This window comes from Nostoc sp., from assembly GCF_036919495.1.
GTDB lineage: Bacteria > Cyanobacteriota > Cyanobacteriia > Cyanobacteriales > Nostocaceae > Nostoc.
In genome coordinates this window covers 40,515-57,455 of record NZ_JBALBZ010000128.1, presented here as the reverse complement: position 1 = coordinate 57,455, position 16,941 = coordinate 40,515, and the positions used below count along the sequence as shown (strand labels likewise).

The following is a 16,941-nucleotide window of genomic DNA, read 5'->3' as shown; positions in this document are numbered from 1 at the left end:
TATCTCAAAAAGGCTGTATCCGCAGCAAAGCTGATAAATCCAGAGAGGCGAGGTGTTGATAAGCTTGATCGATAAAACGCTTACCTCTGAGAAAGCCTGTATTAGCACCAGGACAAATGTATTTAAGAGTTTCTGGTGTAAAATTTTCTAACAAGAATCGAAGGCTCTGGATTTGCCTGGGCCAGTGAAAGGTTTTAGCTGTCCGTAATGGTACTGCTTCACCGTGCTGGTTAGGGAGTAAATGACGACCAGAAAACAATATACCTCCAAGTTCACTGTAGTAAAAGCAAGATGAACCAGGAGAATGACCTGGTGTCCAAATCGCTTGGGCTGCGCTATCAAGTGTAAATTCTTGCCTAAAGGTAGTTAAGGTTAAGCCTGGTAACAAATAAGCCTCTTGCTCTTGAATCAACACCTCGCAGCTAAAGATTTGCTGAAATTCAGCAGTCTTGCCAATCGCGCCTCGATGGGTGATAAATAACCAACGCACGCCTCCATGCGATCGCAAAAAATCTTGATTTATTTGGTCTAGGGCAGGGCAGTCTATGAGGATATTGCCTTCATTTCTTACAATAAGATAAGAGGTTCCCCCTAATGTGTCCCGATTGGGTGGAAAAGCAAAAATGCTCTCTTGTGTGAAGTTCGATTGCAGAGAACCTGCGCTAGGAACTTCGTTAAGGAAAACAGCCCGTGGTGGCTTAGTTGTATGACTTGGCACTTGAGGTAGAGGGCACATAATCAAAGAACCGAAACTGAGGAGTTGTAGACAATCTGGTTACAGTGTGGAAATTCTAAAGAATTGAAACTTGGGCGTTAACCAGCACTGTTAACCGTTGTGAAAAAAACTGGGATTTGAGGTCTGCCTTGTAGTTAATGCTATGGTGCTGAAGCTACTGGTGGGGCGTTTTGTCAAAATTACTGAAGATAACATGGCATTTTGGTTTCTATTTATCCTCCTACTGGGGCTAGCTACTTATCTAATGGTGCAGCACAGCGTCGCTCAGATCACCCGGACGCCAGTATGGTTGTTGTGGCTGGTTTTAATGGCACCAGCATTACTCTTAAGTGGATGGACGCTGGTGTATGGGCCGAAACAGCCTCCGCCGCCAGCGCTGATTCTTTGGTCGATATTTGTCTCCACAGTGTTGTACTGGACGTTGTTTCAATGGGGACGTCGATCGCCAAGAGATACACAGTCCCAAACCCAACCCCAAGCCTCAGAATCACAGCCGACTATCCAACCTATCGCAGAACCAATAGTGCGTCCCATTGAGCCAACGGAAGAAACTCAACTACGAAATTGTTTTCCTTGGTCTGTATACTACGTTCAAAATATTGAATATCGACCACAAGCCGTGATTTGCCGTGGTCAGTTGCGAACTAAAGCTAGCAACGCCTACCAGCAGATTAAGACTAATATTGAAGCACAATTTGGCGATCGCTTCTTGCTGATCTTTCAAGAAGGTTTAAATGATAAACCTTTCTTTGTATTGGTTCCTAACACTCAAGCTGCTAAAGAGAGAAATAATACAACACCACGACGCGAACAGGAACGCTTAACTCGTCCAGGATTAGCACTTCTACTGCTAGCAGCTACTTTGGTAACTACTACCTTGGTGGGAGTGGAAATTGCTGGTGTTTCTCTTCCGCCTATATGGCAAATTGGCTCTTTGTTCAAAGTTCTATCTAACCCAGATGTTCTATTCAAGGGATTGCCCTATGCTTTAGGGTTAATGACTATTTTGGGCATTCACGAACTTGGGCATTATTTAACAGCTAAATTCTACAAGATTCGCTCGACGTTGCCTTACTTTATTCCCATACCCTTCTTCTTGGGAACTTTTGGTGCATTTATTCAGATGCGTAGTCCCATTCCTAACCGCAAAGCTTTATTTGACATTAGTATCGCTGGGCCAATTGCAGGCTTTGTGGTGACTGTGCCATTACTAATATGGGGCTTGGCTCATTCTGATGTGGTTTCCATCACTGAAAAAACCCGACTTTTAAATCCTGATGCCCTTAATCCCAAGTATTCCATTTTACTAGCACTACTCTCGAAGTTAGCCTTGGGTAGTCAGTTAACGGCAAAATCAGCCCTTGATTTACATCCAGTTGCAGTAGCTGGTTTTTTGGGACTAATTGTCACAGCCTTAAATTTAATGCCTGTGGGACAGTTAGATGGAGGTCACATTGTCCATGCGATGTTTGGACAACGAACTGCGATGGTAATTGGTCAAATTGCTCGCGTGTTATTGCTATTACTGGCTTTAGTAAGAGAAGAATTTTTGGTGTGGGCAATTATCTTATTATTTATGCCATTGATTGATGAGCCTGCACTGAATGATGTCACTGAATTGGATAACCAACGTGACGTTTGGGGATTACTGGCAATGGCGTTGTTGATTGTAATTATTTTGCCACTACCGCAGGCGATCGCTAACTTTTTGCAAATTTAAAAAGTTTCAACGCCAAGAGAAATATATCTAAACTTTCTCCCAACTGTGGAATCAACCACAGCTTGGCATTTTGTTATTTGGATTTCTTCTAATATAAAAATGTGCGTTATAGACATTAGTCCTAACGCACTGAAAAACGCATTAAAAATTTAGGATGGTGCGTAAGAGAGCGGCATAACACACCTTACAAAAACTAACTCGATACTGAATTAGCCGCCTCGGAAGCCTTCGCAGCTGGTGGAAAACCACCCATGCGAATCTCAGAAGTAAAGGAAGCGATACTAAATCCATCAAAACTCTTGAGGACATTTACCCGCATTCGTAAATTGGGGCTAGCAAACCACAGACGCTCCTCTAACGACATGGTTTCATCCTCTATAGTTAAGATTAAAGCACCATCACTGTCAAATTTATAGTGTCCGGCAACTGGAGTTTTATCGGTATCAACTATTTCCCGCAGTAACTTGCCTTCAACTGGATTATCTGCATCAGTTACAGAAACTAAGACAGTTGAACCACTGTGTTTTACTTGATCTTTTTCCATTGTGCCGTTCCAGCTAATTTTGGCAGCACAAGAGGCAGAACTAGAATTAATTTCGTACTGTTGACACAGTTTGATCACTTGTGGATTATCTAGTGCCAGCGTCTCTATAATGATGTCTGACTTACTCTCTTCAAATTGCTTAAAAGCCAAATGTTGACTAGTACGATGAGAAAACCATTTACCAGTACTTAACTGAAAAAACTCTTCAATATTCATGAATAAAATTACCCTGCATCAAAATGCTAAATTTCCCACTTAATTATTATTAAAAGCTAGCAGGAAACTTTAATATTAAGCTTGACTGCCCATTTCCTCAAGTTTCTTGAGTCCAATTCTGGCTGCCTCAGCAACGTTGAAATGATTATCTTTTTCTAGGTATTTTAAAGCTGAAACACTCTTGGGAGTAGGAAGATTACCCAAAGCTTCTGCCAAACGCTGCCTTACTAACCAATCATCTGATTGAGCGAAGCGCAGGATTTGATCGACTGACTCAATGTCTTGAATTTCTCCCAGTGCAGAGATTGCAGCTTGTTGCAACACTACTTCTTTGCTATCCAATGCCTGAATAAGTATTTGATGGGCACGAGGATCTTTAATGTTACCAAGAGAAACGGCTGCACTAAAGCGTACTAGCCAATCAGTATCTTCATAAAATGCCCGTGAAAGTACCTCAAAGGCTCTGGCATCACCTAAATATCCTAAAGCACCAGCAGCATCAGCGCGTATTCCATAATCGGGGTCATTTTCGAGAATTCTGACCAAAATTGAATAACACTCTGGTGTCGGCTTGATTCCAAGGGCAAAAATTGCCATCGATCGCAGTTGCAAAGATTCGTCGTCTAGTACCTTTTTAATCAAAGGAACTGCATCCTCAGGGGACGCATGACGCAGATTGGCTAGGGCTACCATGCGATCGCGTAAATTCGGACTTTCTAACTGAGTAGAAATTTCTTGTAAGCTTAGAGCTGCCATTTAGTTCAAAGCGTTTTCTTTACTTATCTTAATTTACCTGATCCGTTCATCAGGCTGTCGCCATAGTGAAGTAGGAGTTTGGCCACTTTACAAAATGGCTCAATTATGAGTAAAAAATAAACAAATGTTACAAAAGCAGTCCGAGGGCAGGAGAAAAGAAGTATTAATGAAAACTTTAGTTGCGGGTATAAAGCTTATCAGTATAAAATGTTAATTTTTTTCTTCAAACGTCACTTACTTCTTCCTTGGAACTAGCCGCGAACAAGTTGGGAAAACCGCATGGACATAGTGGCTCTCCAACCAACGCCACTTTCAGTTTTTAGCCTCAATCTAAACCATATTGGTTTTTACGATACCTTTCCTGCGGAACGCTAACCCACTTCAAAGCAATTTTAAGAATATATTTGGCAATATCCTGATGTTTATTTAACCTGACTATTTGTAGAAATCTGGTTCAAACTATATATTTAAACTAGCTTTGAGAACGGAGAGGGGGGGATTCGAACCCCCGTTAAGTTTCCCTAAACAGACTTTCCAGGTCTGCGCCTTAAACCACTCGGCCACCTCTCCAGGTGCCACAAGTTACGATCATACTATAGAATCCCAGAGAATGCAAAGATAAAGAAAGATATTTTAGATTGAATCTGAAAGTCCCAATTCCAAAACGCAAATCCAGATGTCCCGTACATACACAATTAGAGTTCGCGATCGCGCCACTGGTCAAACCCACACCCTAGAAGTCCCAGAAGACCGCTACATTTTGCACTCTGGCGAAAAACAAGGGGTAGAACTGCCGTTTTCTTGCCGTAACGGGGCTTGTACCACTTGTGCGGTGAGAGTTTTATCGGGAGAAATTTACCAACCGGAGGCGATCGGATTGTCGCCAGATTTACGTCGGCAAGGTTACGCCTTGTTATGTGTGAGTTACCCCCGTTCTGACTTAGAAGTGGAGACACAAGACGAAGATGAAGTTTACGAACTCCAGTTTGGCCGGTATTTTGCTAGGGGGAAAGTAAAAGCGGGTTTACCGTTAGATGAGGAATAAACAATTGAATCAGGCAGGAGGTTTTGCTCATCAACCACACCTGAGCGAAAGTCACTTGAAGAAGTTGGGGATTCAAACCCAAGTTACTTCTGAGCGCAGTACGAGGCAAAAGACATTATTCCTCCTGCCTCTTCTGTTGAAAATCACCCATCGTGCAATGGCGACCATAGGCGAAATTTTAATGCCTATGCGTCTTGGTGATTGGGTGCGAAAAATAGCGATTTTGGCTTGCTTGTTGCTCTTGGTAAGTTGCCAAGGTAAAAACCAACTGCCAAACAATGAGGCTCAGGTAAAAGTAGCGCGGATAGTTAGTGGGCAAAGTTTGGAAGTGTTAGGCATGGCTGAACAACCAAATTTAATTTCCCAAGTGCGGTTAGTTGGCATTGATGCACCAGATTTGCGACAGCGACCTTGGGGGGACGCAGCAAAAGAACAGTTAGAAAATCTAATTGGAGGTGCAGAACAATCGGTAACCCTGGAGTTTGATTTAGAAACAAAAGACAAAATCGGACGAACTCTAGCTTATGTGTGGAAAAATAAGGTGTTGTTGAATGAGGAATTAGTGAAACAAGGGAATGCAATGTTTGTTGAGCGATCGCCTAACCACAAATATGATCAGCGTTTAGAACGTGCCCAACAATGGGCTAGACTCATGGGCCAAGGAATCTGGAACCCAGAAAAACCTATGCACCTCACTCCTGCTGAGTTTCGCCGTCAAAATCTTTGAAGAGTGGGGAGTGGGGAGGCAGAGGGCAGGGAGCAGGGGGAGAAGAACGACAAATGACAAATGACTAATAACTAATAACTAATGACAAATCTACAAATTTTTCTAGATATTGCTACTGAAGCTGCCTTAGCTGCTGGTGTCGTTTTGCAAGGTTATTTAGGTAAATTAGAAGACGCAATTATTGAAAAAGGTCGCCCTGGTGATTTAGTAACTGCTGCTGATAAAGCCTCAGAAGAGGTGATTTTAGAACTTTTACGCCGCCACTTTCCCGATCACTCTATCCTTGCTGAAGAATCAGGAAAATTAGGTAATCAAGAAAATGAATACCTTTGGGCAATAGATCCCCTAGATGGGACAACCAACTACGCTCATCAATACCCATTTTTTGCTGTTTCTATTGGACTGTTAATTAATGGCGTTCCGCAACTTGGTGTAATTTATGACCCTTTCCATAATGAGCTATTCCGTGCTGCTGCTGGCTTAGGAGCAACGCGTAATCGTCGCCCCATTAAGGTTTCGGTAACATCGGAACTTAATAAAAGCTTACTAGTGACAGGATTTGCTTACGATCGCCGCGAAACCTCTGATAACAATTACGCAGAATTTAGTCACCTGACTCATCTTACTCAAGGAGTCAGACGAAGCGGTTCCGCATCGCTAGATTTAGCGTATGTTGCCTGTGGACGTGTCGATGGTTACTGGGAACGAGGGCTTTCTCCTTGGGATATTGCCGCCGGGATAATTTTGTTACAAGAGGCTGGGGGCAAAGTTACCGCCTACGATGGGACACCTGTCAAAATTGAGTCAGGTAGAATTCTTGCTACAAATAGTTATATTCATAATTCTCTCAGTAACGAACTATTACAAGTTCCACCACTGTCAGCATGGGTTTAGCCGGTGGGAGCTTTCCCCCTGAGTTTGGGTAAACTAAAAAGAATCTAATTGCTGCTTTGGTGCAAAACCTCTATATGTCTTTCAAAATAGATCGTGGACTATTTAAATATGATTTCATAGATCATCACGCAGTTTTATGCGTTCCAGTGGATGCAGATGTCAAAGAGATTCGCAAACGCTATCTCAAAATTGCCCGCCGTTTGCACCCGGATAGTAGTTTTACTAAAACTGATGAACAAAAAGAGTTAGGTAACGAATTTTTATCAAAGCTGGTTAATCCAGCTTACGAAAAACTGTGTGGCGATCGCACTCGCACGGAATATATTTTAATTTTGTCGCAAATTGGCAAACGCCTGCTACAAGAATCTACTTCAGTGACTCTCAACACCGAGTTGGCTAAACAGTTAGCCCAGACACCTAATCTCGAGCATTTCTATAAAAGTGCGATCGCTAAAATCGGCGAAACCCAATATGATTCTTTAGAGCAAGTACTGCAAGTGATTACCCAAGTTAGTGAGTTGAATTTAGTGTATTTAATGCGGAGTGCAAGCAAATCATCCGCAGCGCCGCGGCCACCTGCTCAACCCAAAGTCGAATCAGTTACGCCTCAGTCAAATACACCACCAGCACCACCAAAAGAAGACTCGATTGTAGAACAGTATATTCGTCGCGCTCAATCTTTGATTGATAAAAACCAATTTGCCCAAGCCAAAGTAGAGTTGCAGGATGCCCTGAAGCTAGAACCTAAAAATAGTCATTGCCATAGCTTAATTGCAATAGTGTATTTGAAGCAAAATCAGCTAAAAATGGCAAAAATCCACTTCGACAATGCTCTTAAATTAGACCCCAATGACGAAGCGGCTCTGCAATGGAAACCTAAAATAGATAAAGCTATAGGACAACAACCTAGTGATCATAAGGTGACTTCATCCGCCAATAATGGAGATAAGCAACCAGATAAATCTGGTAGTGGTGGTTTGTTCGGTGGTTTGTTTGGTGGGAAGAAAAAATAATGGTGTATCAACCAGCAGCAGGAGCCAGGGATTTATTGCCCTTGGATGTGGAGAAAAAACGCTGGATTGAAGATAGATTACAGCAGGTGTTTCACCGTTGGGGATATCACAGGATTATCACCTCGACTTTAGAACGCATGGATACTCTGATGGCGGGGGAAGCAATCCAGCGCCAGATGGTGATTCAACTACAAAATGGCGAAGATGATGAATTAGGGCTACGTCCAGAATTAACAGCATCTATTGCTCGCACAGTTGTCACTCGCATGGCAAATGCAACTTATCCGCAACGGTTGTACTACAACGCTAATGTGTTTCGCCGCACTTGGGAAAGTAGACATAATCGCCAGCAAGAGTTTTATCAAGCTGGAGTGGAATTATTAGGTGCTGGCGGATTATTGGCGAATGCGGAAGTAATACTGTTAGTAGCAGATTGTTTAGCAGCACTAGGGTTGCGGGAATGGCATTTAATTTTAGGTGAAGCGGGAATTACCCGATCGCTCCTGAGTGCGTTTCCTGCTAATTTACAGGATAAAGTTCGCAGTGCGATCGCTCATCTTGACCGCATTACTATAGATACTTTACCCCTAAGTGACAAACTACGCGATCGCGCCCGAACCATGCTAGATTTGCGTGGCCCCAGTGCAGACGTGTTGCAAAAAGTTAGTAGTTTGGAGCTAGACGAAGAACAGCGAGAGGCAGTAAATAACCTCAAATCCCTAGTAGAATTACTGGAATCAGAGAAAAAATTTCCTTTAATCCTCGACCTCAGCCTCATCCAGACCATAGATTACTACACTGGTATCGTCTTTGAAGTTGTCAACGATACCGATCAAGCTAGAGTTTTAGGGCGAGGTGGTCGCTACGACCAGCTTTTGGGGCTATATCATCCCCAAGGAGAAAACATTCCCGGTATTGGTTTTGGACTAAGTATCGAAGATTTATACCAAGTTCTGTTGTCTACTCAGCAATTACCACAGGCAACTCCAACGAGTGACTGGTTGGTAGTACCAGAGACGGCTAACGCTAACGCCTTTGCCTTTGCCTACGCGCAAAAACTCAGAGATTCTACTGATTTGGTGCGCGTAGAAATTGATTTAGGGGGAAGGGATGCAGACGCTATTCGTCAATATGCAAGCGATCGCGGCATTGCCCAAATTGTTTGGATGAAAGCTGATGGCTCCTCAAAAATTGAACCATTGCGTTAGTGGGAATTGGGAATTGGGAATTGGGCATGGGGCATTGCACATGGGCATGGGTCAAAAGAGGCAGGGGAGCAGGGGACAGGGAGCAAGGGGGAAAACACCAGACGAGCTTGTACTCCGCCCCAGGAAGAGCGCCCTTTATGGCGGGGCTTCATACCCATGTTCCACTCCGCTCCACGCCTCCAGGTCAGGGCTTGCTCCCCAAGCTTTGAGCGCCCTGCCCCTCCGCTTCTTCGGTAAAAAAAATCAATAGTTATTCTTCCCCTGCTCCCCTGCCTCCCCAACTCTCCACTCCCACTCCCCTGCTAGGCTAGAAATAGCCGATACAGAAAAGAGGGAATCGAGAACATGCCGCACACAATTGTTACAGAAGTCTGTGAAGGCGTCGCTGACTGCGTAGATGCCTGTCCAGTAGCTTGTATTCATGATGGCCCAGGCAAAAATGCCAAGGGAACTGATTGGTACTGGATTGACTTTGCCACTTGCATCGATTGTGGTATATGTCTCCAAGTTTGCCCAGTAGAAGGGGCAATTCTTGCAGAAGAACGACCAGAGTTGCAAAAAACTCCTTAATAGTCCATAGTCAACAGTCAATAGCTATTTTTAACTTGACTGTTGACCAATGACAAACGACAAATGACAAATGACAAATGACTATTTACTAGATGTTCAAAATGTCCACGCTGGATACATCAAAGATGTAGATATCCTGCAAGGTGTAAATTTCTGCGTTGCACCAGGTGAATTGGTAACTGTGATTGGCCCCAACGGCGCTGGTAAATCTACTTTAGCAAAAGCAATTTTTGGACTTTTGATCCCCCACACAGGGACAATTACCTTCAAAGGTGAAAATCTCGTGAGGCTAAAGTCCAATGAAATAGTTCAGCGAGGAATGTGCTACGTACCGCAAATCGCCAATGTTTTCCCCTCCCTTAGTGTTGAAGAGAACTTGGAGATGGGTGCTTTTGTGCTTAACGTTCCTCTGAAACCAATTAAAGATAAAATATTTGCTATGTTCCCCAGACTAAGCGATCGCCGTCGTCAACGCGCTGGTACTCTCTCTGGGGGAGAACGCCAGATGCTAGCGATGGGCAAAGCTTTGATGTTGGAACCTAGTTTGCTGATTTTGGATGAACCATCTGCTGCTTTGTCCCCGATTTTGGTGACACAAGTGTTTGAGCAGATTAAACAAATTAATCAGGCGGGTACTGCGATCGTATTAGTGGAACAAAATGCCCGTAAGGCTTTAGAGATGGCTAATCGCGGCTATGTACTTGAGTCAGGACGCGATGCTATCTCAGGGCTAGGTCAAGAACTGTTGAATGATCCTAAAGTGGGTGAGCTATATCTGGGAGCAGGTAAAAGACATTAATCCGGATTTTTCACTCTTGCCCCCATTCAACATAAAACCACTTTAATAAGGAAACTTCACCAGGCGATAGCGATGTCTAAGGCGGGGTGCGCCTACGCTATCTATAAACTAATACAAAAGCTATAACAATTCCTGCCACTGCCGCGACCGTCGTTTTCGATGCTCAAAGAATTCTCCCCAATAATCCTTGCGTTTCTAATCACATCTACAGGGAGTAAAAAGGTAAAACAGGACATTCATTCAGGAAAAAATGACCAAAATGCAAATTAACTGGATTGGGCAGAACCCCAATTCAACAGGAAGGCTTACTGAACTTCCTATATATAAAGTTCTGCATCAGTTTTTAATATACTGCTGAGTCGCAATAAATCCTGTAAAGCCGCTCCAGAGTGAACCTGGGGCGTTTTCTAATGGTATAAAAACGCCTATGTTTACCCAATCAAAATTGATTGAGTGCTTTTGGCAATTTGGCATCCAAAATTTTTCTATTGCAGTTTTAATTGAAATATCAACAGGGTTACTGGGACATTGAGAAAATTCTACAAGGGATCGATTCCCGTCTCAAAAATCCCACCCAATGGCCAGTTGTTGACAATCGCTCTGTGAACTACCCTTTTAGGGTTAGATGCAGTAAACAAGCAGAGCGAGCGTCACCGCTTCACTACAACTGGCTAGAAATCAAACAGAAAACACATAGTACAAATGGACTAATATCATTTCACGAAATATCTGATATATAGGTAGGAGTGTATAGCTGTACGCTCCTACAGCTAATTCATTATAATATTGCAAAAATTTTTGGCGGAGCTATTAACATACTAAAGCGATCGCTACCATTTATCCATTTATTTAATCTGTAGCTGCCTGAGTTTATTATTTGCCGACAGTAGTAACGCTTGAGCTTTAAGATAGGCTGTAGTACCATTTTGCACTTTTTCTAACTGATTAATAATACTTTGCAATTGGCTCAATACCCGATTATGCTGCACATCATGAGCATCAGCAGGAATTGAAGCTAATAAGCTTTCAATTTCTCGTTGTGCTGCTTTTAAAGCCTCCACAGCATCTGACTCAGCTTGCCGCCTTACCTGAACTTGACCTAAATTAGCCTCATAAATTGCTAATAATTTCTGTGCCTCGGTATAACCAGCCACGTCTTTTGAAGGAATCTCTTTAAGCCGCTCAATTGCTTCTATCCACAAATTTTCTATCTGTCGCCATTCAGTTACGCTATGCGGTGGATTTTGACCAGCTTTGGCAGCTTGCCAGGAAAATTGCCGTGCTGCGGTAATTAAGGCACTGATGCGATCGTTTCCAGTGGCCAATCCAACAGCTTCCTGAAACTCCCGCTTATAATTATCTAGTTGATTTTGTACAGTTTTTCCTGCCAGAGTTTGACCAGGAATCTGCTCTAATTGATTAAGCGCCGTCTGCCAAGCAGTTGTTGCAGTCTGTTTATCAGTTGCTGTTGCCGCGTGTTCATATTGCTGTTTGGCATTTAATAAAGTCTGCATATTATTGGTAAGCAAGGACTGAGCATTCTTTTCTTGAAAAACTTTAGCTTCTAGTTGTCCAACTTGACTCCGAAATGCATTAAAACCGTAGATGCTAAAGCGCGAATCGTACCACCAATATCTGTATTCAGACCAATCGTTGGCAAAGGAAGTTGGTAACCGATCTAAATGTTTTTGTGCTTCGTGTAGTTTCTCTTCTCCCAAAGCCAAATCTGCTGGACTGGTAGCTTTTTCAATCAATTGTTCAGCTTGCTCAACTGATACCAACGCCTGTCGATAGTGATTATCCATACTTATGTAGCTGGGTAGCAACAAAAAAGGTGCATGAACCATTACCGGACGGCGAATCACCTGGTAAGGCTGGTTTGCCACCCAAATCACACCAACGGGAATACCGATAAGTATTGTTATCCAAATAAGTCTACTACCTATACCCCGCTTGGCTTTGTTATGCACTTGCTGAGAGGATTTTTTCAGAGCCTGCCTCTCTAGCTCCATTTCATGCTCTAATTTAGCTAGGTTTTTGGGGGTTAATGGCGTTGTAGATTGTTGGATAGGGGCAGATGGATCTATCCCAGAACTATTTTGAGAATTTTTACGTAGAAAATTCCAGTTGATTTTGTTTAAAAAAGCCATAAATATAGCCAATACTGTGTTAAGTATTCCCAAAGGACACAGAAAATATATACATAGGGGTGAAGAATTAAAGTTTTGTAGTAAATACTTTAGCCCTAATAAAACTTGCTATGAGCGATGAATTGCTCACTACGAACTAGGATTTTCTTATATGTTTGGTTATGCCTATATACTTAAGTGCTAAATTACGATGCTATCTGAAGATTAAATGACTCTTAAATCGTGTAAAAAGGTACTATTGCATCTTGCTTAAGTCTGATATCTTTCTGAGAACAGCTTTGTTTTCTGGTAGATTGATGAGTCGAATTAATGGATTTGTAGGGCGACGTGATTTCTTAAAATTTGCCAGTTTAGTAGGTATTGCAGCTACTGCTTTTGGTGATAGTTTTTGGAATACAGAGCAAACAGCTATTGCTGATATTCATCCAGACAACCTTAATCCAGTTAGTCCTAATGAAGCTATCAGACGTTTACTGGATGGTAATCAACGATTTATCCAACAAAAACGTAAATATCCCGATCAATCGCTAAAACATCTGCAATTAGTTGCTAAAGCTCAGTATCCCTTTGCTGCTATATTAGGTTGTGCAGATTCTAGAGTCCCTGCGGAAATCGTCTTCGATCAAGGACTTGGAGATTTATTTGTCGTGCGAGTTGCTGGTAATGTCGTCAGTGACACGGTTATAGGTAGTCTGGAATATTCTACAACAATTTTAGGTTCGCAGCTGATTGTAATCTTGGGTCATAAAAGATGCGGTGCAGTAGCAGAAGCAATCAAAAACGAACCACTTCCTGGCAGAATTGGTTTGATTATTGAAGGTATCAAACCATCTGTAGAAAGGGTAAAGTTAAGAACGGGTGATAGTATGCAGAATGCAGTTATAGCTAATATTCAATATCAGGCTGAAAAATTGCAGGAAAGCTCAACAATCTTAGCTAAATTGATCGGTGAAGGGAAACTAAAAATTGTTGGCGCTTGTTACGATATTGACACTGGTAAAGTCAACATTATTACTTGAAAATCTCATACTTTTTAGGCATAGTATTCTTATGTTAATTATGTTGCAAAATATTATTACCTATTGATAGTCTTAAAATTTAATCAAATTCATTGCTCAACTTAAAAAAATATTTCTTATACTATTTAACGAAATACCTGTTACTTAATAGGGGCGGCGATGCCTGAGTTGGTCTACGCTAACGCAAACTCATAAAAATTTAGAAAAATCTAAAAGCAAGGCACAATCGCAGCTTGTAACAAATAAATCCGGCAGGGGCCATATAACAAGGCCGCCCGCCAGGAAGGTATAGTATATTCTGGCCATGTTTGATTAGGTTAGCGCTTATTTATAAAAAATAATTGCATATCCCTAGATACAATAACTAAATACTTTGGAAAACACAGTTAAGAAAAGTTACTAATTAGGTTAATTTCTAATTAAGCTGTTGCGCCTTTAATTTGCACTAATATTTTTTCAAGATGATTGTGGGGTGGGCATCCTGCCCGCCCTGATAATGCAAGTTATATACGTAACAGCTTAAAACCAACAATTTCCCAAATGGGAAGATGAGTGAGCAGGGGGCAGAAAGCAACAAGGAGGAGAATAAAAAATTACCTCGTTTCTACCTCTGCTCCCTCCTCCCTGCCCCTTTGCCTCTTTCCAATGCCCAATGCCCCATAATATAAGAAAGCGCTTCACACTTCTTAAATAATCAGCTTTATTAGAACAATGGCGAGAGACTTGCGGGGATTCATTAAAATTTTAGAAGATAAGGGGCAATTACGGCGAATTTCAGCTTTAGTTGACCCAGATTTAGAAATTGCTGAGATTTCCAACCGGATGCTGCAAAAAGGTGGGCCAGGGTTGTTGTTTGAAAACGTCAAAGGCGCTTCCTTCCCTGTGGCGGTGAATTTGATGGGAACTGTAGAAAGGATTTGCTGGGCGATGAATATGCAGCATCCAGAGGAGTTGGAAACTCTGGGGAAAAAACTAAGTATGCTGCAACAGCCAAAACCGCCGAAGAAGATTTCCCAAGCGATAGATTTTGGCAAAGTGCTGTTTGATGTGGTGAAGGCGAAACCAGGACGTGATTTTTTTCCTGCTTGTCAGCAAGTTGTGCTTCAAGGTAATGATTTAAATTTAAATAAGTTACCTTTGATACGTCCTTATAATGGTGATGCTGGCAAGATTATCACGCTAGGGCTGGTAATTACCAAAGATTGTGAGACGGGTACACCAAATGTAGGTGTGTATCGTTTGCAACTGCAATCTCAGAATACGATGACGGTTCACTGGTTATCGGTGCGGGGTGGGGCGAGGCATTTGCGAAAAGCGGCCGAACGTGGGAAAAAATTAGAAGTTGCGATCGCACTTGGTGTAGATCCTCTAATTATCATGGCAGCAGCTACACCCATCCCTGTAGATTTATCAGAATGGCTGTTTGCTGGACTGTACGGCGGTTCTGGCGTGCAGTTGGCGAAGTGTAAAACTGTAGATTTAGAAGTTCCCGCAGATTCAGAATTTGTTTTGGAAGGGACAATTACACCAGGAGAAGTTTTACCAGATGGGCCTTTTGGCGACCACATGGGTTATTACGGCGGTGTAGAAGATTCGCCGTTAATCCGCTTTGAGTGTATGACGCACCGGAAAAATCCGATTTACTTAACAACATTTAGCGGTCGTCCACCTAAAGAAGAAGCGATGATGGCGATCGCACTTAATCGCATTTATACTCCCATTCTGCGGCAACAAGTATCAGAAATTGTTGATTTCTTCCTCCCAATGGAAGCTTTGAGTTACAAAGCGGCGATTATTTCCATAGATAAAGCATATCCGGGACAAGCACGACGGGCAGCTTTAGCGTTTTGGAGTGCTTTACCACAATTTACATATACAAAATTTGTAATTGTTGTAGATAAAGACATAAATATTCGCGATCCGCGTCAAGTTGTGTGGGCGATTAGTTCTAAAGTTGACCCAGTGCGGGATGTGTTTATTCTGCCGAATACACCTTTTGATACGTTGGATTTTGCCAGTGAAAAGATTGGCTTAGGTGGACGCATGGGAATTGATGCGACTACAAAGATTCCCCCGGAAACAGACCATGAATGGGGTTCGCCTTTGGAATCGGATCCAGATGTGGCGGCGATGGTAGAGAGGCGATGGGCAGAGTATGGTTTGGCAGAGTTGCAGTTAGGAGAAGTAGACCCAAATTTATTTGGCTACGATATGAGGTAATGTATTAGATAAAAACTGGTAAAAATCTATGCTGGCTATCAGCTTAACTGATTTTTATCAGTCAAATCGAATTTTAGTTTGTTGTAGCGATCGCCGTCCTTATGCTGACTTATATGCTTTTAATTTACCAGATGTAATTCCACTTTTTCCCATACCTTTGTGTTTTGGAGATATGGAACCAGTTATAGATTTGCAGACATTGTTAAATAAGGTATATGAGATTTACGGCTATGATTTGGTGGTAGATTATAGCAAAAAGGTAGTACCAGCATTGTCAGAAGCTGATGCAGCTTGCGTGGATTCACTGTTGTGAGAGAAAGGGTTCAGGTAAAGCTAGAGAACTTTGTAAGCAAAAAGGTGATGAAGACAAGTACCAAATAATAAAGAGCATAATCAGATTAAAAAAATTAATGAAATATTAAGTTAAGTTTTAGATTAATTACAAAATGTAACGCAACTTTTGGGAATATCGCCCAAGCTAATTAAAAGGTTTACGCTGAATAGATATTTTAATGGAATAATCTCATCAAAAGATTTGCAGAAATATAAATGGACTGGATTACACTACTGCAATCGCACCTCCTCATCAAAAACCACATAGTTAGCCCCCTCCTCGTTTGCGGGGAGGGGGTTGGGGGTGGGATTCTATCTCTGCAACCAAGCACTAATATCCTGCAACACCCCCTCCATCCTCTCCAGAACATCCTCATTTCTAAATCGCACAACTTGCAACCCCAAACTTTCTAAAAATTCTTGACGTATCGCATCTTCTTTTTGCGTGTAAGCTGTCGCGCATTTAATTTGCACAACTAGGGCGGGCAAGATGCCCACCCCACAAGAGATTCATTTTTTTGAGGATGCAAATTAAAAGATTTTTAGCTTAGTCGTGAATTTCGCCATCCACTTCCACCACTAACCGCGCTTCATTACAGTAAAAATCGACTATGAAACGGTCAATTGTTTGCTGACGGCGGAACTTGAAACCCAAAAGTTGCTTGTGTCTCAACTTCTGCCAAAGTAGCTTTTCTGCTAGAGTTGGTTCACAACGCATCTGTCGCACTAATGGCTTAAGTTTTTTCCAAAGTTCGTGTGGGGGTTTGCCAAGGGTATCCCGGAACCCCACCCCCTAACCCCCTCCCCGCAAGCGATGAGGGTGGATTGGAGTCGGTGAGAGACTTTGGATTGGGGTTGTGATTTTCGGTCATTTGCGATTTTGGTGGTTAGCTAATTAATATTTCATGTATTATTAAGAGCGATCGCACTCTCCCAACTCTTCAAAACTCTGGCATAATCAGACATGGCTGCGCCTAAAAAGCTAATTTAA

The 16,941-nt window shown here is 42.3% G+C and carries 17 protein-coding genes and 1 tRNA gene; 11 read left to right on the top strand and 7 right to left on the bottom strand.

The features are described from left to right. Nucleotides 1–4: 4 nt before the first annotated feature. The gene (locus V7K25_RS17480; protein ID WP_335159795.1) at nt 5–736 is read right to left on the bottom strand and encodes an MBL fold metallo-hydrolase; all 732 of its coding nucleotides are present in this window, start codon (nt 734–736) and stop codon (nt 5–7) included. A gap of 193 nt (nt 737–929) precedes the next feature. Here V7K25_RS17480 and V7K25_RS17475 point away from each other — a divergent pair, with 193 nt between their 5' ends. Next, entirely contained in the window at nt 930–2,456 is a 1,527-nt protein-coding gene (locus V7K25_RS17475; RefSeq protein ID WP_335159847.1) for a site-2 protease family protein, read from the top strand. 193 nt (nt 2,457–2,649) lie between these two features. Here V7K25_RS17475 and V7K25_RS17470 read toward each other — a convergent pair whose 3' ends face one another. From V7K25_RS17470 to V7K25_RS17460, 3 genes are all read right to left on the bottom strand, one after another. Further along, nucleotides 2,650–3,216, bottom strand: coding sequence for a phycobiliprotein lyase (locus V7K25_RS17470; protein ID WP_335159794.1), 567 nt, complete (start codon nt 3,214–3,216; stop codon nt 2,650–2,652). A gap of 75 nt (nt 3,217–3,291) precedes the next feature. Next, entirely contained in the window at nt 3,292–3,972 is a 681-nt protein-coding gene (locus tag V7K25_RS17465; protein ID WP_335159793.1) for a HEAT repeat domain-containing protein, read from the bottom strand. A gap of 485 nt (nt 3,973–4,457) precedes the next feature. Then, nucleotides 4,458–4,542: transfer RNA gene (locus V7K25_RS17460), tRNA-Ser, on the bottom strand. A gap of 106 nt (nt 4,543–4,648) precedes the next feature. Here V7K25_RS17460 and V7K25_RS17455 point away from each other — a divergent pair. From V7K25_RS17455 to V7K25_RS17425, 7 genes are all read left to right on the top strand, one after another. Continuing rightward, nucleotides 4,649–5,017, top strand: a complete 369-nt coding sequence (locus V7K25_RS17455; RefSeq protein WP_334994160.1) for a 2Fe-2S iron-sulfur cluster-binding protein — start codon at nt 4,649–4,651, stop codon at nt 5,015–5,017. Between the two features lie 157 nt (nt 5,018–5,174). Next, on the top strand, nt 5,175–5,744 hold the full coding sequence (locus V7K25_RS17450; protein ID WP_335159846.1) for a thermonuclease family protein: 570 nt from the start codon (nt 5,175–5,177) through the stop codon (nt 5,742–5,744). 81 nt (nt 5,745–5,825) lie between these two features. Continuing rightward, nucleotides 5,826–6,638: an inositol monophosphatase family protein gene (locus V7K25_RS17445; protein ID WP_335159792.1), complete on the top strand. Its 813-nt coding sequence runs from the start codon at nt 5,826–5,828 to the stop codon at nt 6,636–6,638. A 74-nt stretch (nt 6,639–6,712) separates the two neighbouring features. Further along, nucleotides 6,713–7,651, top strand: a complete 939-nt coding sequence (locus V7K25_RS17440; protein WP_335159791.1) for a J domain-containing protein — start codon at nt 6,713–6,715, stop codon at nt 7,649–7,651. Further along, entirely contained in the window at nt 7,651–8,859 is a 1,209-nt protein-coding gene (locus V7K25_RS17435; protein WP_335159790.1) for an ATP phosphoribosyltransferase regulatory subunit, read from the top strand. Before V7K25_RS17440 ends, V7K25_RS17435 begins: the two co-directional genes overlap by 1 nt. A gap of 345 nt (nt 8,860–9,204) precedes the next feature. Further along, the gene (locus V7K25_RS17430; protein ID WP_012407913.1) at nt 9,205–9,429 is read left to right on the top strand and encodes an indolepyruvate ferredoxin oxidoreductase subunit alpha; all 225 of its coding nucleotides are present in this window, start codon (nt 9,205–9,207) and stop codon (nt 9,427–9,429) included. Between the two features lie 70 nt (nt 9,430–9,499). Then, a complete protein-coding gene (locus V7K25_RS17425) occupies nt 9,500–10,228 on the top strand; it encodes an ABC transporter ATP-binding protein (protein ID WP_335159789.1) in 729 nt (242 codons plus the stop codon). An 845-nt stretch (nt 10,229–11,073) separates the two neighbouring features. On the opposite strand, the gene V7K25_RS17420 is transcribed toward V7K25_RS17425, so the two are convergent. After that, a complete protein-coding gene (locus V7K25_RS17420; RefSeq protein ID WP_335159788.1) occupies nt 11,074–12,378 on the bottom strand; it encodes a hypothetical protein in 1,305 nt (434 codons plus the stop codon). Nucleotides 12,379–12,674: 296 nt separating this feature from the next. On the opposite strand from V7K25_RS17420, the gene V7K25_RS17415 reads away from it, so the two are divergent. From V7K25_RS17415 to V7K25_RS17405, 3 genes are all read left to right on the top strand, one after another. Beyond that, nucleotides 12,675–13,397: a carbonic anhydrase gene (locus tag V7K25_RS17415; RefSeq protein ID WP_335159845.1), complete on the top strand. Its 723-nt coding sequence runs from the start codon at nt 12,675–12,677 to the stop codon at nt 13,395–13,397. Nucleotides 13,398–14,108: 711 nt separating this feature from the next. Next, nucleotides 14,109–15,617, top strand: a complete 1,509-nt coding sequence (locus tag V7K25_RS17410) for a UbiD family decarboxylase (RefSeq protein ID WP_335159787.1) — start codon at nt 14,109–14,111, stop codon at nt 15,615–15,617. A gap of 28 nt (nt 15,618–15,645) precedes the next feature. Beyond that, nucleotides 15,646–15,930, top strand: coding sequence for a DUF4058 family protein (locus V7K25_RS17405; protein ID WP_335159786.1), 285 nt, complete (start codon nt 15,646–15,648; stop codon nt 15,928–15,930). Nucleotides 15,931–16,262: 332 nt separating this feature from the next. Here the strand turns inward: V7K25_RS17405 and V7K25_RS17400 are convergent, their stop codons facing one another. Further along, a complete protein-coding gene (locus tag V7K25_RS17400; protein ID WP_335159785.1) occupies nt 16,263–16,439 on the bottom strand; it encodes a DUF559 domain-containing protein in 177 nt (58 codons plus the stop codon). Between the two features lie 58 nt (nt 16,440–16,497). After that, nucleotides 16,498–16,740, bottom strand: coding sequence for an endonuclease domain-containing protein (locus V7K25_RS17395; RefSeq protein WP_335159784.1), 243 nt, complete (start codon nt 16,738–16,740; stop codon nt 16,498–16,500). Between the last annotated feature and the right edge of the window lie 201 nt (nt 16,741–16,941).